Source organism: Pseudomonas sp. FG13 (assembly GCF_057809755.1).
In genome coordinates, this window is record NZ_JBMDKO010000013.1 from 69945 (window position 1) to 85828 (window position 15884).

The 15884-nt window shown below is 59.5% G+C and carries 15 protein-coding genes; 8 read left to right on the plus strand and 7 right to left on the minus strand.

Annotated elements, in window-relative coordinates; all coding sequences use genetic code 11:
• Window positions 1-2 precede the first annotated feature (2 nt).
• The 3 genes from ACODTO_RS13425 to fba all read left to right on the plus strand — a co-directional run bounded on the left by ACODTO_RS13425 (window position 3) and on the right by fba (window position 1922).
• Window positions 3-224, plus strand: coding sequence for a hypothetical protein (locus ACODTO_RS13425; protein ID WP_041020081.1), 222 nt, complete (start codon window positions 3-5; stop codon window positions 222-224).
• Window positions 225-281: 57 nt separating this feature from the next.
• Window positions 282-614, plus strand: coding sequence for an MliC family protein (locus tag ACODTO_RS13430; protein ID WP_139640788.1), 333 nt, complete (start codon window positions 282-284; stop codon window positions 612-614).
• A 243-nt stretch (window positions 615-857) separates the two neighbouring features.
• The gene (fba, locus tag ACODTO_RS13435) at window positions 858-1922 is read left to right on the plus strand and encodes a class II fructose-bisphosphate aldolase (RefSeq protein ID WP_024778835.1); all 1065 of its coding nucleotides are present in this window, start codon (window positions 858-860) and stop codon (window positions 1920-1922) included.
• A gap of 58 nt (window positions 1923-1980) precedes the next feature.
• On the opposite strand, the gene ACODTO_RS13440 is transcribed toward fba, so the two are convergent.
• Complete coding sequence (locus ACODTO_RS13440; protein WP_175384743.1) at window positions 1981-2253, minus strand: I78 family peptidase inhibitor; 273 nt, start codon at window positions 2251-2253, stop codon at window positions 1981-1983.
• A 455-nt stretch (window positions 2254-2708) separates the two neighbouring features.
• Between ACODTO_RS13440 and ACODTO_RS13445 the strand changes: the two genes are divergently transcribed.
• A complete protein-coding gene (locus tag ACODTO_RS13445; protein ID WP_175384744.1) occupies window positions 2709-3947 on the plus strand; it encodes an NHL repeat-containing protein in 1239 nt (412 codons plus the stop codon).
• 144 nt (window positions 3948-4091) lie between these two features.
• On the opposite strand, the gene ACODTO_RS13450 is transcribed toward ACODTO_RS13445, so the two are convergent.
• Both ACODTO_RS13450 and ACODTO_RS13455 read right to left on the minus strand, forming a co-directional pair.
• A complete protein-coding gene (locus tag ACODTO_RS13450; RefSeq protein ID WP_047702392.1) occupies window positions 4092-4760 on the minus strand; it encodes a polysaccharide lyase family 7 protein in 669 nt (222 codons plus the stop codon).
• A 299-nt stretch (window positions 4761-5059) separates the two neighbouring features.
• Complete coding sequence (locus tag ACODTO_RS13455; RefSeq protein ID WP_139640783.1) at window positions 5060-5731, minus strand: polysaccharide lyase family 7 protein; 672 nt, start codon at window positions 5729-5731, stop codon at window positions 5060-5062.
• 312 nt (window positions 5732-6043) lie between these two features.
• On the opposite strand from ACODTO_RS13455, the gene ACODTO_RS13460 reads away from it, so the two are divergent.
• The 3 genes from ACODTO_RS13460 to ACODTO_RS13470 are packed head-to-tail and all read left to right on the plus strand — an operon-like array spanning window position 6044 to window position 9014.
• Window positions 6044-8167: a putative bifunctional diguanylate cyclase/phosphodiesterase gene (locus ACODTO_RS13460; RefSeq protein WP_139640781.1), complete on the plus strand. Its 2124-nt coding sequence runs from the start codon at window positions 6044-6046 to the stop codon at window positions 8165-8167.
• Window positions 8168-8209: 42 nt separating this feature from the next.
• On the plus strand, window positions 8210-8713 hold the full coding sequence (locus tag ACODTO_RS13465; RefSeq protein ID WP_024778831.1) for a YgjP-like metallopeptidase domain-containing protein: 504 nt from the start codon (window positions 8210-8212) through the stop codon (window positions 8711-8713).
• Between the two features lie 4 nt (window positions 8714-8717).
• Window positions 8718-9014 (plus strand): winged helix-turn-helix domain-containing protein, encoded by a 297-nt coding sequence (locus ACODTO_RS13470; RefSeq protein ID WP_175362358.1) that lies wholly within the window; start codon window positions 8718-8720, stop codon window positions 9012-9014.
• Between the two features lie 97 nt (window positions 9015-9111).
• Here ACODTO_RS13470 and ACODTO_RS13475 read toward each other — a convergent pair whose 3' ends face one another.
• A complete protein-coding gene (locus ACODTO_RS13475) occupies window positions 9112-9564 on the minus strand; it encodes a GNAT family N-acetyltransferase (RefSeq protein WP_139640777.1) in 453 nt (150 codons plus the stop codon).
• Window positions 9565-9820: 256 nt separating this feature from the next.
• Between ACODTO_RS13475 and ACODTO_RS13480 the strand changes: the two genes are divergently transcribed.
• A complete protein-coding gene (locus tag ACODTO_RS13480) occupies window positions 9821-10558 on the plus strand; it encodes a substrate-binding periplasmic protein (protein WP_139640775.1) in 738 nt (245 codons plus the stop codon).
• 119 nt (window positions 10559-10677) lie between these two features.
• Here ACODTO_RS13480 and yccS read toward each other — a convergent pair whose 3' ends face one another.
• The 3 genes from yccS to dbpA all read right to left on the minus strand — a co-directional run bounded on the left by yccS (window position 10678) and on the right by dbpA (window position 15738).
• Window positions 10678-12861 carry a YccS family putative transporter gene (gene yccS / locus ACODTO_RS13485; protein ID WP_139640772.1) on the minus strand — a complete coding sequence of 728 codons (2184 nt, stop codon included), beginning with the start codon at window positions 12859-12861 and terminating at the stop codon, window positions 10678-10680.
• Between the two features lie 213 nt (window positions 12862-13074).
• Entirely contained in the window at window positions 13075-14253 is a 1179-nt protein-coding gene (locus tag ACODTO_RS13490) for a BaiN/RdsA family NAD(P)/FAD-dependent oxidoreductase (protein ID WP_489106569.1), read from the minus strand.
• 147 nt (window positions 14254-14400) lie between these two features.
• The gene (gene dbpA / locus ACODTO_RS13495) at window positions 14401-15738 is read right to left on the minus strand and encodes an ATP-dependent RNA helicase DbpA (RefSeq protein ID WP_489106577.1); all 1338 of its coding nucleotides are present in this window, start codon (window positions 15736-15738) and stop codon (window positions 14401-14403) included.
• Window positions 15739-15884: the final 146 nt, after the last annotated feature.

The following is a 15884-nucleotide window of genomic DNA, read 5'->3' on the forward strand; positions in this document are numbered from 1 at the left end:
TTATGGTCAAGACGTGGACGCTTTTGTTGTTGACCGCGGCCCTGGCCGCTTGCGGGAGTCACCCGCAAGCGACGCCGGAACCGGCCGCCAGCGATCCGGAGCCTGGCTGCTACCAGGCGGACTGGCAGGCGGAAACCAACCCGGTGCTGAACAAGCGTTCCGGGCCGGATGGTCTGGACAAATACGAAACGCAAACCCCGACCAAGGAACATGGTTGTCCTTGACGGGTCTGACCCTTTAACTCATGGCTGGCGGCATGCGTCGCCGGTCGAGGAACACGGATGAAAGGCTTGATCGCCGTTGTGGCGTTGGCATTGCTGGCCGGTTGCGCGCAGTTGGGTTTTTCGAGCGCGTCCGAGCCCGTGGCAGGTTGGACGACCTGGACGTGTGACAGCGAGGCCAAGGTGCTCTGGCGCTATACCGATGGCACCCGCAAGGCCGTCGACGTGCGCCTCGGCGGGGCCGAGCAGGTTTACCGCCTGAAGCAGGAGCCGGGTGCGTCGGGCGCGCTGTACAGCGACGACATGCTGGCGTTCCACATCAATGGTGACGAAGGCCTGGCGTACTGGGTTGCCACCAATGATTTGATTGGTCGGGGTTGCAAGGCGCAGTAATTGAACCCATGGACTCATGTGGGAGCGAGCCTGCTCGCGATAGCGATATATCATCCAATCGGATGTCGACTGATCTACCGCTATCGCGAGCAGGCTCGCTCCCACAGGGTTCTGTGAACGCTGAAGAGACAGGTAACACCGAATTCGCGGTCGAGGGCTAACCCCGACCCGCAATGACTTGAATAGCCGCCGCCGCTACGGCAGGCTGGTACGATTAACGACCCTCGACGGGAGAGACACACAATGGCACTTATCAGCATGCGTCAGATGCTGGACCACGCAGCCGAATTCGGCTACGGCGTCCCAGCCTTTAACGTCAACAACCTTGAGCAGATGCGCGCCATCATGGAAGCCGCTGACAAGACCGACTCTCCGGTGATCGTCCAGGCTTCGGCTGGCGCCCGCAAATACGCTGGTGCGCCGTTCCTGCGTCACCTGATCCTGGCGGCAATCGAAGAGTTTCCGCACATCCCGGTGTGCATGCACCAGGACCACGGCACCAGCCCTGACGTCTGCCAGCGCTCCATCCAACTGGGTTTCAGCTCGGTAATGATGGACGGTTCCCTGGGCGAAGACGGCAAGACTCCGACTGACTACGAATACAACGTACGCGTCACCCAACAAACCGTTGCCATGGCCCACGCCTGCGGTGTGTCGGTGGAAGGTGAGCTGGGTTGCCTGGGTTCGCTGGAAACTGGCATGGCCGGTGAAGAAGACGGTATCGGTGCCGAAGGCGTGCTGGATCACAGCCAGATGCTGACCGACCCGGAAGAAGCCGCCGACTTCGTCAAGAAAACCCAGGTCGACGCCCTGGCCATCGCCATCGGCACCAGCCACGGCGCCTACAAGTTCACCAAGCCGCCCACCGGTGACGTGCTGGCGATCGACCGCATCAAGGAAATCCACAAGCGCATCCCCAACACCCACCTGGTGATGCACGGCTCGTCCTCGGTGCCGCAGGAGTGGCTGGCGATCATCAACCAGTACGGTGGCGACATCAAGGAAACCTACGGTGTGCCGGTCGAAGAAATCGTCGAAGGCATCAAGCACGGCGTGCGCAAGGTCAACATCGACACCGACCTGCGCCTGGCGTCCACCGGTGCCATGCGCCGCTTGATGGCGACCAACCCGAGCGAGTTCGATCCGCGCAAGTTCTTTGGCGCGACCGTGACTGCGATGCGTGATGTGTGCATTGCGCGTTATGAGGCCTTTGGTACGGCGGGTAATGCTTCGAAGATCAAGCCGATCTCCATGGAAGCGATGTTCCAGCGTTACTTGAAAGGTGAGTTGAACGCCAAGGTCAACTAAACCTTAGACTTAAAAACCCGCATTGATCAATGCGGGTTTTTTATGCCTGGGATTTGGGCTAATTACAGGTGATGCTCTTTATCTTGCCTTCTTCGTCGACCATGATGCTAAGACGATTAATGTTTGCTCCATCTTTAGTTACAAACATCCCTCCTGGCGGTGTGCTTCTTACGATATCCGCTCCCGCTCGAGCCTTTGCATCCTTCTCGGTAGCGGCGTCAAACTTTTTGCCGATAAGGTCCTTGACGAGTGTTGCATCGCAGGCGGCCTGCGCATGGGCGGCTGTGCCCATCAACAGGGTCGATGCAAGGATCAGTAGTTTATTTTTCATAGATAAGCTCCCTTTGAATGGGCCTCCGTTTACAAACGGGGTGGAGCCAGCCTGAAGCGTTGCTATATTGAAGGCTACTGTTACATATGACAGTTTTTTATAGGTTATTGTACTTTTCGGCTTATTTTATATTCGATGTGTATAGAGCAGCTTCTCCAGTGTCGTTAGGTGCCGAAAAAAGTACCTCCGCAATTACGCCTTCTCTCGTCTGTCTTTAATCTGGCAAACGCTTAAATGCTTTGGTTCTTTTGGGTAGCTGTTGTATTCGAAAGCCTTCTATATATCTGTCAATGCTGACAGTAGCCCATTTGCAAATCATGACTGACACTTCGGCTTGACCATCACCCTCGACAAAGGTGGATATGAAATGGGCTTGATCATGGAGTCCACTGTTCACGGCCAGACGTGCGGCCGAGAGGTCGTTCAACAAGCTACAGGCCTAGGAGAGCATGACCATGAACCAGATCGATCCCTTGCACCCCGGCAGCCCGTATGAAGCCTTTGCTGACCATGGTCTACTGGTTTTTCCACCCCCAAGCGGCGTCGAAACCGAACGCTTTCCCGGGCCGGCTGTCCAGCTGCCGGATGGAAAGATTTTCGTAGCGTTCATGGCTCCAGGCCTGCGATTGGAGCTGTGGCGTTTTACAGCGGATGGCGAACCCGATCAAGGTTATGGAAATGGTGGCGGTTTGCAAATGGATGATTCGGGTTTCTTCATTGTTACGGATGTTGCGATTCTGGCGAATGGCAAAGTTCTAATCTACGGCTTGGAACGGGAACAATTGACCGTGCGCTTGATGCGCGTCACTTCGCAAGGCGCGCTCGATCTTGATTTTGGTGAAGGTGGCTTCGCTTCTGCGCCGATTCCCGTCGGCATGAACATGACCACGACTATCGGTCTCTTGCCTGATGGCCAAGTGATTGCTTCTGGTCGTAGTCAGCCGTACTCAAGCGGAACATCGTGGCTCATGCGCTTCACTGTCAATGGCGACATTGATCATTCCTTCGGTCAGGAGGGCGTCGTGCTTCTGGCACCCGCGGGTTTGCGCGGACCGCTGGTCGTCATGGAAAGTGGGCACATCGTCGCTACGGGCGTTATCGATGGGGGAAGTGCATTGGTTGCCAAGTACCGATTCGATGGAAGCCCGGAGCCGACCTTTGGAAGTGGGGGGTACGTCACTTTCGCGCCCGGTGACGGGCGCCCCGCAGTGCTACATGCTCTCGCGTTGCAGTCTGATGGAAAACTGGTGGTGGCTGGAAGAATCGGCATTGACGGCATGCATACCACCGATGCAGTTGTCCTGCGCCTCAACAGCGATGGGACCCTCGATGGCACGTTCAACGACGGACAACCGCTTGTGGCGATAGAGCGGGGCATCGACTGCGGGGAGGCGAGCTCTGTCGCCATTCAAGCCGACGGCAGGATCGTGGTAGGCGGACGATCGGCTGGATTAGAAGCGGCGGTGCTGTTTCGTTTGGAGAAGAACGGTGCCGATGACCACAGCTTCGGTTTTCCAAACTTTGATGGAAGCCCCGGACATCTGGGCTGGATACACACTCTCGACGGCGGCTTTTTTGAGCAGGTCAGTCGTTTAGCCCTGACCTCGGACGGTAATCTCCTGGCGCTTGGAACCACTTGGTTATACGCAGAAGTGCCGTTCGAGCGCCAGTACCTCTCTAAATATTGGCTCTAGTGGCCTGTACGGTTAATTTGAGTATTCGAATTAGCCACACAGGCCACTAGGAGCCACGTCCCCTCGCCACGAAGAGCGGATTCCTACGAGATTTTCAGAAGGGCAAGCGCGCAGCATTTCGCTGCTGCGGCGCCTGAGGCGATATCAGGTGTTGTGATCGATATCCAGCTTGCTGAACGTCACTTTTCCGCCTTCGCTGGTATAGCCCGTGTTGTCCTGCACGTACACGCCAGCCTTGAAATACAGCGGCTTGACCCGCCAGGTAGAGCTGATGGTGGTATACCAGCTACGACCTGCCGCGGTGATACCCAGGTCGCCGGTACGATCCAGGTGGATCCGGTAAGAGAACGCCTGAGAAAGTTTCACGCCGCTGGCGACTGTGACGACCCGGCCCTTGCTGTCATCGGGGCGCATGCGGACTTTGGCGACGATGTCGCCGGTGTCACTGGCGTCCTTGTACTGGTATTCCAGTTTCACCATGGGTTTGCTGCTGTCCTTGGCATGAATCTGACCGATCACGATCTTGCCGCTGCTGGGCACCTGATTGACGACCAGGGTCGCGCTCAATTTGTTATCGGCATCGGGATACAGCCAGTTGCGCAAGGTTCCGTCCCTGTAGGTCTCGCGCAATTCGCTGCGTGGGTAGATCGCGTTTTCGGTCTTGGTCCCGGTGACGGGCGACCAGAAATACACGGTGCTGCCTTCGGAGTTGAAATATTTGTCCCGGAATCCATCCACCAGCCGAGGGGTTTCGATGGTTTTCGGCGGACTGCCTTCAGGGATGCTCAGGTTCCAGGTTGCAAGATCGACCATGTTCGGATCCTTTCTGAGAAGAAGAAATGATTTACGCCACAGCCGGAGGCTCTAAGACGCGCTTTTGCTGAGGCCAGAAGGGGGCTCGAACGGGTATTTGGCACGTTCGTCCGGCGGAGGGTTGGCGTCAACAGTCCGTCAGAGTGGCGTTTGCCGCTTTTGTGCCCGAGGCGGATGACCGTTGGTCGGCTAGTTGGATTTTTCTCGGAACAATTGGGCGATGGCCATTTGACGCTTTGCCTTTCATGCACAAAAAAAAAGGCACCCGCAGACGGATGCCTTCACAGGTGGCGCAACATTCAGAGGGTGACGTGTTTGATTTCCAGTAGGCTGAACGTCACTTTTCCGCCCTCGGTGGGGTAGCCGGTGTTGTCCTGGACATACACGCCCGCCTTGAAGTACAGAGGTTTGTCTTTCCAGGTCGGATCGATAGTCGTCCTCCAGTTGTAACCCGCCGCGGTAATGCCCAGTGCACCTTTCGGGCTGAGATGGATCATGTAGGAGAAGGCACGGTCGAGCTTCACGCCGGTGGCAATGGTGATGACCTGGCCTGTTTCGTCGTCGGGACGCATCCGTACCTTGGCAACGATGTTGCCGGTGGTGCTGTAGGTCTTGTACTGGTATTCCAGTTTCACCAAGGGACTGGTGCTGTTCTTGGTGTGGATCTGGCCAATCACGATCTTGCCGCTGCTGGGCACCTGGTTGACGGTTATCGTCGCTCGCAGGGTGTTGTCCGCCGCCGAGTACAGCCAGTTTCGCAGGGTACCGTCGCTGTAGGTTTCCCGCAGTTCGCTACGGGGGTAGATCGCGTTCTCGGTCTTGGTGCCGGTCACCGGCGCCCAGAAAAATACCGTGCCGGTTTCGGCGTTGAAGTACTGATCCTTGAACCCTTGCGCGAGGCGAGGGGTTTCGATGGTCATCGCCGGGCTGCCTTCGGGGATGCTCAAATTCCAAGTGTTAAGGTCGATCATGTTCAGTTCCTGCAGTGAAATGTTAGGCGCAACAACGCGAGGCTCTAGCCCGCGAGTTGGGGCGTCCTGATAGCACCGGTTTGAGCTTGTTGTCGTTTTGCGGCGAATGATTGACGTCAAGTGATCGTCACTGTGGTCTATTGCAGTTTCTGTGCCCGAGAAGGGTGACCGTTAGTCGGCTATTTCGGGCATTGTCGGGATGATGGCGTGATGACACCTACTGCTTTTCAAAATCACGGTCTAGAGTGAGATCACAGTATTTGTCCGTTTTGCTACGAAAAACGGACATGGCGCCCCGATAAGAGAAGCAGCATGGAATGCGCGCAACCTACGCTTGGTGAAAACAACTCCGTCCTTTTGATTGTTGATGATTACCCTGAAAATCTGCTCAGCATGCGAGCGTTGTTGCAGCGTCAGGATTGGCAAGTCATGACCGCAACCTCGGGTGTCGAGGCCCTTGACCTGCTGCTCGAACATGACATCGACCTGGTTCTGCTGGATGTGCAGATGCCGGACATGGACGGTTTCGAAGTGGCGCGCCTGATGCGCGGCAGCCAGCGCACGCGCCTCACGCCGATCATTTTCCTGACCGCCAATGAGCAATCCCAGGATGCGGTGATCAAAGGCTATGCCAGTGGCGCGGTGGACTATCTGTTCAAACCCTTCGATCCGCAGATCCTCAAGCCCAAGGTGCAAGCGTTGCTGGAGCACCAGCGCAATCGCCGGGCTTTGCAGCGCCTGAGCCAGGACCTGGAGGCTGCCAGAGCGTTCAACGCCTCGGTGCTGGACAACGCGGCCGAGGGGATCCTCGTGGTGGACGAGGCCGGCTGCATCCGTTTCGCCAACCCATCCACTTGCCGTCTGCTCAATGCAACGGCCGAGCAGTTGCAGGGGACGCCCTTCCTGGATTACCTGCAGAAACCCCACATTCCACAATGGGCCGACTCCGATATTCATGCTGCCTATTGCCGTGGCCAGACCTGGCGTCTGCACGATGCGATCCTGCGCACCGCGCCCGGTCAACAGGTGTCGGTGGCCTTGTCCTGCGCCCCGCTGCCCGCGGAACAGAAGGCCATGGTGGTGACACTCCAGGACATGTCCGTAATCCGGCACTTGCACCAGCAACTCGAATTCCAGGCCGTCACGGATCCGCTGACCGGTTTGCTTAACCGCAGGGGGTTCTATCAGACCGCCGAAAACCTGCTGATGCGCAGCGAGCGACTGGAAAGCAACTGGGTGCTGTTGTACCTCGACCTCGACGGCTTCAAGCGCGTCAACGACTCGTTGGGGCACGATGCCGGTGACCGGGTGTTGCGCTGGGTCTCGGAACAATTGAAAGCCTGTCTGCGTCCCTTCGACATCCTGGCGCGGTTGGGCGGTGACGAATTCACGGCCCTGCTGGACCTGGAGCTCCCGGAGCAGGCGGCCAAGATCGCGGAAAAACTCATCGAACGGGTCGCGATCTGCCAGCAGATCGAAGGCATGGATGTGGCGTTGGGGGCCAGTATCGGCATTGCGACCTACCCGGATTGCGGCGCCAATCTGGACGGTTTGTTGCGCGCATCCGACATTGCCATGTACGAAGCCAAGCGTGCCGGCCGCCAGCAATATCGTTTTTATGACCACGAAATGAACGGTCGAGCCCGTTCACGGCTGATGCTCGAGGAGAGCGTGCGCTCGGCCATCGAGAACCGCGACTTCAATATGGTCTACCAGCCCCAGGTGAATATCCACGATGGGCGGATTCGTGGCTTCGAGGCGTTGTTGCGCTGGCAGCACCCGAGCGTCGGCGATGTGCCGCCGGGTCTGTTCCTGCCTTTGTTGGAGGAAGCGCGGCTGATCAGCCGGCTAGGCAGTTGGATTTACCATCGTAGCGCGGCCCAGCGCAAAGTCTGGGAGCGAAATTTCGCCGATGACCTGGTGCTGGGGGTGAGCTTGAGCAGTACCCAGTTCGGCATGCCGAACCTGGTGACCGAGTTGCGTCAGGTCCTGGAGCGCCATGCCCTGAAGCCCCGGCAACTGGAGGTCGAGGTAACCGAGGACGCGCTGATGCGCAATCCCGACGAAACCCAGAAGCAGTTGCGGCTGCTGCGCCATCTCGGGGTGCGGGTGGCGCTGGATGACTTCGGCTCGGGACCGTGCTCCCTGACTCATTTGCGTGACCTTGAGCTCGATACCCTCAAGCTCGACCGGCACCTGATCGCCCGATTGCCGGATTCGCCGCGCGATGCGGCCCTGGCGGCCTCGGTGATCGATCTGTGCACGCAATTGGGCTTGCGGGTAATCGCCGAAGGTGTGGAAACCCTGGAGCAATATCAGTGGCTCAAGGACCATGGCTGTGAGTATGTGCAGGGATTCCTCGTGGCGCGCCCCTTGACGGCGGCAGACACCGATGCGTTCGCCAGACCCTTTGACTGGGGCGCGCTAACGGTCTGAGTTCGCTACACTGGCGATCTTTTTCCACAGTATTGCCGCTCGATGACCGCGCTCAAGTACCTCCAGGCCTACCCCGCCGCGCTGCAAGCCCAGGTGCAGCAGTTGATTGCCCAGGATCGCCTGGGGGATTACCTGCACCAGCGCTATCCGGGCCGACATCCGATCCAGAGCGACAAGGCGCTGTACAGTTATGCGCTGGAGCTCAAGCAACAGTACCTGCGTAATGCGCCGGCCATCGACAAAGTGTTGTTCGACAACCGCCTCGACCTGACCCATCGTGCCCTTGGTCTGCACACTGCGGTTTCGCGGGTACAGGGTGGCAAGCTCAAGGCGAAGAAGGAAATCCGCATTGCGTCGCTGTTCAAGGACGCAGCGCCCGAGTTCCTGAACATGATCGTGGTGCATGAACTGGCCCACTTCAAGGAATCGGACCACAACAAGGCGTTCTACCAACTCTGCGAGCACATGCTCCCGGGGTATCACCAGCTGGAATTCGACCTGCGGGTGTACCTGACCTGGCGCGATCTGCAACAACCGAAGGAATGACCGGATGGATGTCAGCAAGACCAAGAGCAGCTTCTATCGCCGCTTGTATGTGGCTTACCTGATCGACAGCGGCGTGGCCAGCAATGTCCCGGCGCTCATGGAAGCGACCGGCATGCCTCGACGCACCGCCCAGGACACCGTCGCGGCGCTGGCGGACCTGGATATCGTGTGCGAGTTCGAGCAGCAGGAAGGTGCCCGCAACCATGCCGGAGGCTATCGGATCCGCGATTGGGGGGCGATTGATCGAGGGTGGATCGAGGCCAATCTGCCACGGATCAAGGCGGTGCTCGACTACCCCTGATAGGGATAGTGGTTGTACTGGCCCCATCGCGAGCAGGCTCGCTCCCACAGGGGGATGTGTTTCAAATGCGGGAGCGAGCCTGCTCGCGACGATAGCCTCAAGGTCGATGCATGCCTATGTGCGGGATACCATCCTCCAGGTATTCGACCCCCACCACTTCAAATCCATACCGCCCGTAATACCCCTGCAGATGCGCTTGCGCCGACAATGAAATCGACGTGCCAGGCCAGTTCTTCTCGGCGTGCTTGAGCCCGTGCTCCATCAAGGTATGTCCCAGCCCTTGTCCCCGTGCCTCAGGGGCGATGATCACGCGGCCGATGACCACGTCGCTGTTCTGGGAATGAGGATCGAGCAGGCGCAGGTAGGCCACGAGGTGGTTATCCCGCCAGGCCATCAGGTGGAACGTGTCGCCTTCCAGGTCTAGCCCGTCGACGTCCGGATAGGCGCAGTTCTGCTCGACGACGAACACGTCGGCGCGCAATTTGAGAATGGCGTACAGCTGTTCCTTGCTCAGGTCACTGTGGTGTTTGCAGACCCAATCGATGTCCATGTTGTGAATTTCCTGAGGAGCCCGAGGCACGATATTAAGTGCGTTGCGCCTGGAAGTCTCTTTTCCGGGTGAGCGAAAATATGTGATAAAGGCCAAATTGCCATCATTCTGCTTTCGCAGCGTTGTCGTCTTTATGTAATCTTCGTGCAAGCGCTGCGCAGCGGTTTCAATGAGCTAATGTTAGGTGGGATGTCTCTGTTTATCTCCCGAATTTCGGCAAAAAACATGGGCTTCGCAACCTTCAAGGATGTATGGCATGCCGCGATTGCACCGAGCTCTTGTTTTGATTGGGTTGCTGTTGTTGAGTCACAACGCCTGTGCGCAGAAATTGCGCCTGGTTGCGGATGGATGGCCACCCTTTACCGACTCAACGCTGGTCAATGGTGGCCTGGCGACCGATATCGTCAGCACCGCCCTGGCGCGAGCCGGTTATGCCACCGAGTTTGAACAGGTGCCTTGGGCCCGGGCGATGCTGGGCATCGGCGAAGGGCGTTATGACGTGTTGGTCAACGCCTGGTACAGCGAGGAGCGCACTCATATAGGCCAGTTCTCGGCCGAATACCTGCTCAACCGCGTGCGCTTTCTCAAGCGCAAGGACGCTCCGATCCAGTTCGACAGCCTGCAACAGCTATACGATTACCCCATTGCCGTGGTTCGCGGTTATGCCTATTCCAAGACGTTCGATGAGGACCAGCAAATGCAGAAGGTCCCCGTGCATAACTTTGCGATGGCGGTGCGCATGGTGGCTGCCGACCGCGTGAAGTTGACCCTGGAAGACGAGTATGTCGCTCGTTATTACCTGGCCCGCGAATCGCCCAAGGTGCGTAATTCCGTAGAGTTCCTGCCCAAGCCGTTGAGCGAAAACAGCCTGCATATCCTGGTCAGCCTGAAGAACCCGGAACATGAGCAGATCGTGGCGGGGTTCGATCGGGAGATCGCAGCGATGAAGGCGGATGGGAGTTATGCGCGGATCCTGGAAATGCACGGTATGTGAGCGAGTTTTGCGCTGCCCATGCTGGTCCCCATCGCGAGCTGGCTCGCTCCCACATTGAAATGCATACCCCTGTGGGAGCGAGCCTGCTCGCGATGGGGCCCGATTGACCGCCGCAGCTTTCAGGCCTCGCTCGTATCCTTGATGAGATGCGCCGCCAAGGTCCGCAACGGTCCGAGCTGACGGCAGATCAACGCCAGTTGCGTCTGCACCAGCCGCTGGCCCTCATCAATTTCGTCGGGCATCTGCTCAAGCTCGTTGGCCAGGGCTTCTTCCTCGTCACTCTGGATCACGATCGACGTTTTGGTCGCCAGTCCCTGGGCGATTTCGTCGATGCTGGAGGCCAGCTTCACCCCCGCGCCGTCTATCAACTGCTCGCGCACATCCGTTGGCAGTTCGGTCCCCCGGTGGGCACCCAGGCCCGACAGGTAGCTGAGCAAGGTGTGGGACAACACCAGGAAACGGAACCCGACGTCGGCTTCCTTACGGAAATGCCCCGGCTCCATCAGCATGTTCGCCAGTGTCGTGGACAACGCCGCGTCGGCGTTGTGGGCGTTGCGTCGGGCCAGGCGATAGGCCAGGTCGTCACTTTTGCCGGCGGCGTACTGGTGCATGATCTGGCGCAGGTAGATGCTGTTGCAGGTCAGCGTGTTGGCCAGGACCTTGTTCAGTCGGCGGCCCTGCCAGTCCGGCAGGAAGAGGAACACCGCCAGGCCGGCGATCAGGCTGCCGAGCAAGGTATCGAACAACCGTGGCAGCAACAGGCCATAGCCGTCGCCGACCTGGTTGAAGCAGAACAGCACCATGACGGTGATCGCGGCGGTCGCCAGGGTGTAGCGGGTCGTGCGGTTGGTGAAGAACACCACCCCGGCGGCAATGGCGAAGCACGACTGCACCAGCGGGTTGGGGAACAGGTCGAACAGCGCCCAGGCCACTGTCAGGCCAATGGCGGTGCCGATGATCCGCTGACCGAGTTTGCGCCGGGTGGCGCCGTAGTTGGGCTGGCAGACGAACAGTGTGGTGAGGACGATCCAGTAGCCCTGGGACGGGTGAATCCAGTGCACCATCGCGTAGCCAACGCTCAGCGCCAGGGGCAGGCGCAGGGCATGACGGAACAGTAGCGAAGTTGGCGTGAGCTGCGTGCGCAGGCGTAGCCAGACATCCTTGAGGCTGTGTGGCGAGCGGTCCAGCAGGCTGCTGTCAGTAGCGTCGGCCAGGGCATCGGGGTTGCTGGCGTCGCTGAGCAAACGATCAAGCGTGCCGAGGTTCGCCGACAAGGCCCGCAACGAACGCAAGAGGCCACGCCAGGCCGGATTGCTCTGGATACGCAGGTGTTCCAGGGACGCGTGCAGGTCGTTCAAGGCCTCGGCGAAGCGATCATCGTAGACGAACGGCTGGCGCATCTGGATCGATTCGGCCAGCGCCTGGCAGGCTTTGCCTTGCTGGCGCAGCAGGCGCTGGCAGCGGAACAGCACGTCGCTGTGAAAGAACGCCTCGGCCAGGGCGTTGTAGGGGTAGTGGGAGGAACTGGCACGCTCATGGATATCCTGGGCCAGGAAGTACAACTTCAGGTAACGACTGACCTTCGAGCCCGGACGACCGTTGCCGACGCGGTGCAGGATGATTTCCTTCGCCGCGTTGAGGGCCGCCACCACGCGGCCATTCTGTTGGGCCAGTTCCAGGCGTCGTGCTTCGATATCCAACTGGCGGACCGGCTCGAGCAGCGACGACTTGAGCTTCAGGTAACGCCCCAGCTCGCGGAACAATCGTGCCAGGCTCTGTTGCACCGGCTGGTTGGAAAACAAGACATGCCACAGCACCGAGAGCATGCCGTACCACGCCGCGCCGGCCACCAACAGCAAGGGTTCGTGCCAGAAATCGGTGACCGCGCCACCGCGCTGGTCCACGCCAATCACGGTGTAGACCGACAGGATCAAGGTGGCCGAGGCAATCGCGCCATAGCGCTCGCCCAGGGCGCCGAGCATGGTCAGGCCGAAACTCGCCAGGGCAAAGGCGATGATGAAGAGGATGGGGTAGGGAAACAGCAGCTCCACCGACAATGCCGCGACGGTGAAGCAGACCAGGGTCACGGCGAGCGCATTGAGGCGGCCCTGCCAGTTGTCGTCAGTCTCGGCCAGGGCGCTGGCGATGATGCCCAGGAACAAGGGAATCAGCAGCGTCATCTCATCCAGGTACCAGCACAGCGCCATGCTGCCGGTCAGGGCGATGAACACCCGCACGCTATAACTGAATTTATCCAACGCCCAAAGGCGACGCAGAGACTGGCGGAACGAGGTCGATGACATGAAATGCAAGGGCCTGACGGGCGATGACACTAAATTGAGGCAGTAATGACGCCGACGCAATGGCGGCGATCACATCTGACAGCAAAAAGTGTTCCGTCATCCGACACTTAACCCTGTGGGAGCGAGCCTGCTCGCGATAGCGGCGTGTCAGTCAATTCATTACCAACTGAACCACCGCTATCGCGAGCAGGCTCGCTCCCACAGGACAGGTAGTCAGACGTATTGTGCGGCGGCATAGCCCGAAGCCCAGGCCCACTGGAAGTTGAACCCGCCCAGGTGACCGGTGACGTCCAGCACTTCGCCGATGAAGTACAGCCCGGGGCTTTTCAGCGACTCCATGGTCTTGGATGAGACTTCCCGTGTATCGACGCCACCCAGGGTGACCTCGGCGGTGCGATAGCCTTCGGTGCCGGCCGGGATGACGTTCCAGCTCGCCAGTTTCTCGGCAATGTCCGCCAGTTCCGCGTGGGCGTATTGCTTCATGGGTTTGGAGACGAACCAGGTATCGGCCAGCAGGTTGGCCATTTTCTTGGTGAACAACTCGCCCAAGAGGGTTTTCAGTTCGCTGTTGGGGCGCTCGGCCTGCTGTTGTTGCAGCCATTGGGGCACGTCGTGGTCCGGCAGCAGGTTGATCTGCACCGTGTCCCCCGGCTCCCAGAACGACGAGATCTGCAGGATGGCCGGACCGCTGAGGCCACGATGGGTGAACAGGATGTTTTCGCGAAAACTCTGGTCGTTGCAGCTCACCAGGCAATCGACCGAAGTGCCCGAGAGTTCGGTGCACAAGGCCTTGAGCTGATCAGTAATGGTGAACGGCACCAGGCCGGCGCGGGTTGGCAATAGCTGGTGGCCGAACTGCCTGGCAACCTGATAGCCAAAGCCGGTTGCCCCCAGGGTCGGGATCGACAGGCCGCCGGTGGCGATCACCAGGGATTGGCAGGCGATGACGCCGAGGGTGGTTTGCAGCCGATAGCCGCCGTCGGTTTTCTCGATGTGCTCGATCGAGGTGTCCAGGTGCAGATTGACCCCGACCTGTTCGCACTCGTCCAGAAGTACGCCGAGAATGTCGCTGGACTTGTTATCGCAGAACAACTGGCCGAGTTTTTTCTCGTGATACGGCACGCCGTGCTTGGCCACCAGGGCGATAAAGTCCCATTGGGTGTAGCGGGCCAGGGCCGATTTGCAGAAGTGCGGGTTCTGCGAGAGGAAGTTGCCCGGCTCGGTGTACATATTGGTGAAATTGCAGCGTCCACCGCCGGACATGAGGATTTTCTTGCCGGCCTTGTTGGCATGGTCCAGCAACATCACCTGCCGTCCGCGCCCCGCAGCGGTCAACGCGCACATCAACCCTGCGGCGCCAGCGCCAATGATCACGACTTCGGTAGAGCGCAAAACGGTGTCCTCTCAGTCTCGCCACAAAACCCATTGTGGGAGCGAGCCTGCTCGCGATTGCGGTGTGTCAGTCAAATAAAGGTTGGCTGACCCGCCGCAATCGCGAGCAGGCTCGCTCCCACAGGGGAACTTCGTTGGTTGGGATGGTTACAGGATTCGCACCCGCAACGAACGTCCCTTGATCTTGCCTTCGTTCAGGCGCTTGAGTGCCTGTTTGGCGATCCCGCGTTCAACGGCCACGTAAGCCTGAAAATCGAAAATCGCGATCTTGCCGACCTGGGTGCCGGGGATGCCCGCGTCGCCAGTCAGGGCGCCGAGGATGTCGCCGGGGCGAACCTTGTCCTTGCGACCGGCGGCGATGCACAGGGTGCTCATGGCTGGCAGCAGTGGGCCGCCGCCCTGGGGCTTGAGGTTGTCCAGCTGGTCCCAGCTCAGCGGTGCCTTTTGCAGTTGCTCGATGGCCTGGGCGCGGTGGGCTTCGGAGGGCGCTACCAGGCTGATGGCAACACCGGTTTCCCCTGCGCGGCCGGTGCGGCCGACGCGGTGGATATGGATTTCCGAGTCCCGGGCCAGCTCGACGTTGATCACCATGTCCAGGGCATCGATATCGAGGCCACGGGCCGCCACGTCGGTGGCCACCAGCACCGACGTACTGCGGTTGGCGAACATCGCCAGCACCTGGTCGCGGTCGCGCTGCTCCAGGTCGCCATGCAGGCCGACGGCGGAAATGCCTTTGGACGTCAGATGGTCGACGGTTTCCTGGACCTGTTGCTTGGTGAAGCAGAACGCCACGCAAGAGGCCGGGCGAAAGTGCGCCAGTACCTTGACCACTGCATCCATGCGCTCCTCGGGGGAGATCTCGTAGAAACGCTGCTCGATCTGCGTGTCGGAATGCAGTGCCTCGGCCTTCACCTGTTGCGGATCACGCATGAACTTGGACGACAGCTGCTTGATGCCCGCCGGGTACGTGGCGGAGAACAGCAGCGTCTGGCGACGCTCCGGGGTCTGCTGGATGATGTCTTCGATGGCGTCGTAGAAACCCATGTCGAGCATGCGGTCGGCTTCGTCGAGGATCAGCGTGTTGAGGCCGTCGAGTACCAGCGAGCCTTTGCGCAGGTGCTGCTGGATGCGTCCCGGTGTGCCGACAATGATGTGGGCGCCATGTTCGAGGGAGGCGATCTGCGGGCCGAAGGATACGCCGCCACACAGGGTCAGGACCTTGATGTTGTCCTCGGCACGGGCCAGGCGGCGGATTTCCTTGGCGACCTGGTCGGCCAATTCGCGGGTCGGACACATGACCAGCGCCTGGCAGCCGAAGTAGCGCGGATTGATCGGATTCAGCAGGCCGATACCGAACGCCGCGGTCTTGCCGCTGCCGGTCTTGGCCTGGGCAATCAGGTCCAGGCCCTTGAGGATCACCGGCAAGCTCTGCGCCTGGATCGGCGTCATCTGGGCATAACCGAGAGATTCGAGGTTAGCCAGCATGGCGGCGGACAGCGGCAAAGTGTTGAAAGCGGTGGCAATGGTGGTCACGGGACAGGCCTGCAAAACAAAATGTCGCGCAGTGTAGCAGCCTCGTGCCACTTTCTTCGAAAGTTCTGGACGAGCTGTGCGAGCCATGGGGCTCTTGG

Bases quoted from the DNA above. Each gene is read 5' to 3' on its own strand.
- ACODTO_RS13475 (WP_139640777.1), bottom strand. From the start codon at position 9,564: ATGGACATCGATTGGGTCTGCAAACACCACAGTGACCTGAGCAAGGAA.
- ACODTO_RS13430 (WP_139640788.1), top strand. From the start codon at position 282: ATGAAAGGCTTGATCGCCGTTGTGGCGTTGGCATTGCTGGCCGGTTGC.
- ACODTO_RS13450 (WP_047702392.1), bottom strand. From the start codon at position 4,760: ATGGTCGATCTTGCAACCTGGAACCTGAGCATCCCTGAAGGCAGTCCG.
- ACODTO_RS13455 (WP_139640783.1), bottom strand. From the start codon at position 5,731: ATGATCGACCTTAACACTTGGAATTTGAGCATCCCCGAAGGCAGCCCG.
- dbpA (WP_489106577.1), bottom strand. From the start codon at position 15,738: ATGCTGGCTAACCTCGAATCTCTCGGTTATGCCCAGATGACGCCGATC.
- ACODTO_RS13440 (WP_175384743.1), bottom strand. From the start codon at position 2,253: ATGAAAAATAAACTACTGATCCTTGCATCGACCCTGTTGATGGGCACA.
- fba (WP_024778835.1), top strand. From the start codon at position 858: ATGGCACTTATCAGCATGCGTCAGATGCTGGACCACGCAGCCGAATTC.
- ACODTO_RS13445 (WP_175384744.1), top strand. From the start codon at position 2,709: ATGAACCAGATCGATCCCTTGCACCCCGGCAGCCCGTATGAAGCCTTT.
- ACODTO_RS13480 (WP_139640775.1), top strand. From the start codon at position 9,821: ATGCCGCGATTGCACCGAGCTCTTGTTTTGATTGGGTTGCTGTTGTTG.
- yccS (WP_139640772.1), bottom strand. From the start codon at position 12,861: ATGTCATCGACCTCGTTCCGCCAGTCTCTGCGTCGCCTTTGGGCGTTG.
- ACODTO_RS13425 (WP_041020081.1), top strand. From the start codon at position 3: ATGGTCAAGACGTGGACGCTTTTGTTGTTGACCGCGGCCCTGGCCGCT.
- ACODTO_RS13470 (WP_175362358.1), top strand. From the start codon at position 8,718: ATGGATGTCAGCAAGACCAAGAGCAGCTTCTATCGCCGCTTGTATGTG.
- ACODTO_RS13460 (WP_139640781.1), top strand. From the start codon at position 6,044: ATGGAATGCGCGCAACCTACGCTTGGTGAAAACAACTCCGTCCTTTTG.
- ACODTO_RS13465 (WP_024778831.1), top strand. From the start codon at position 8,210: ATGACCGCGCTCAAGTACCTCCAGGCCTACCCCGCCGCGCTGCAAGCC.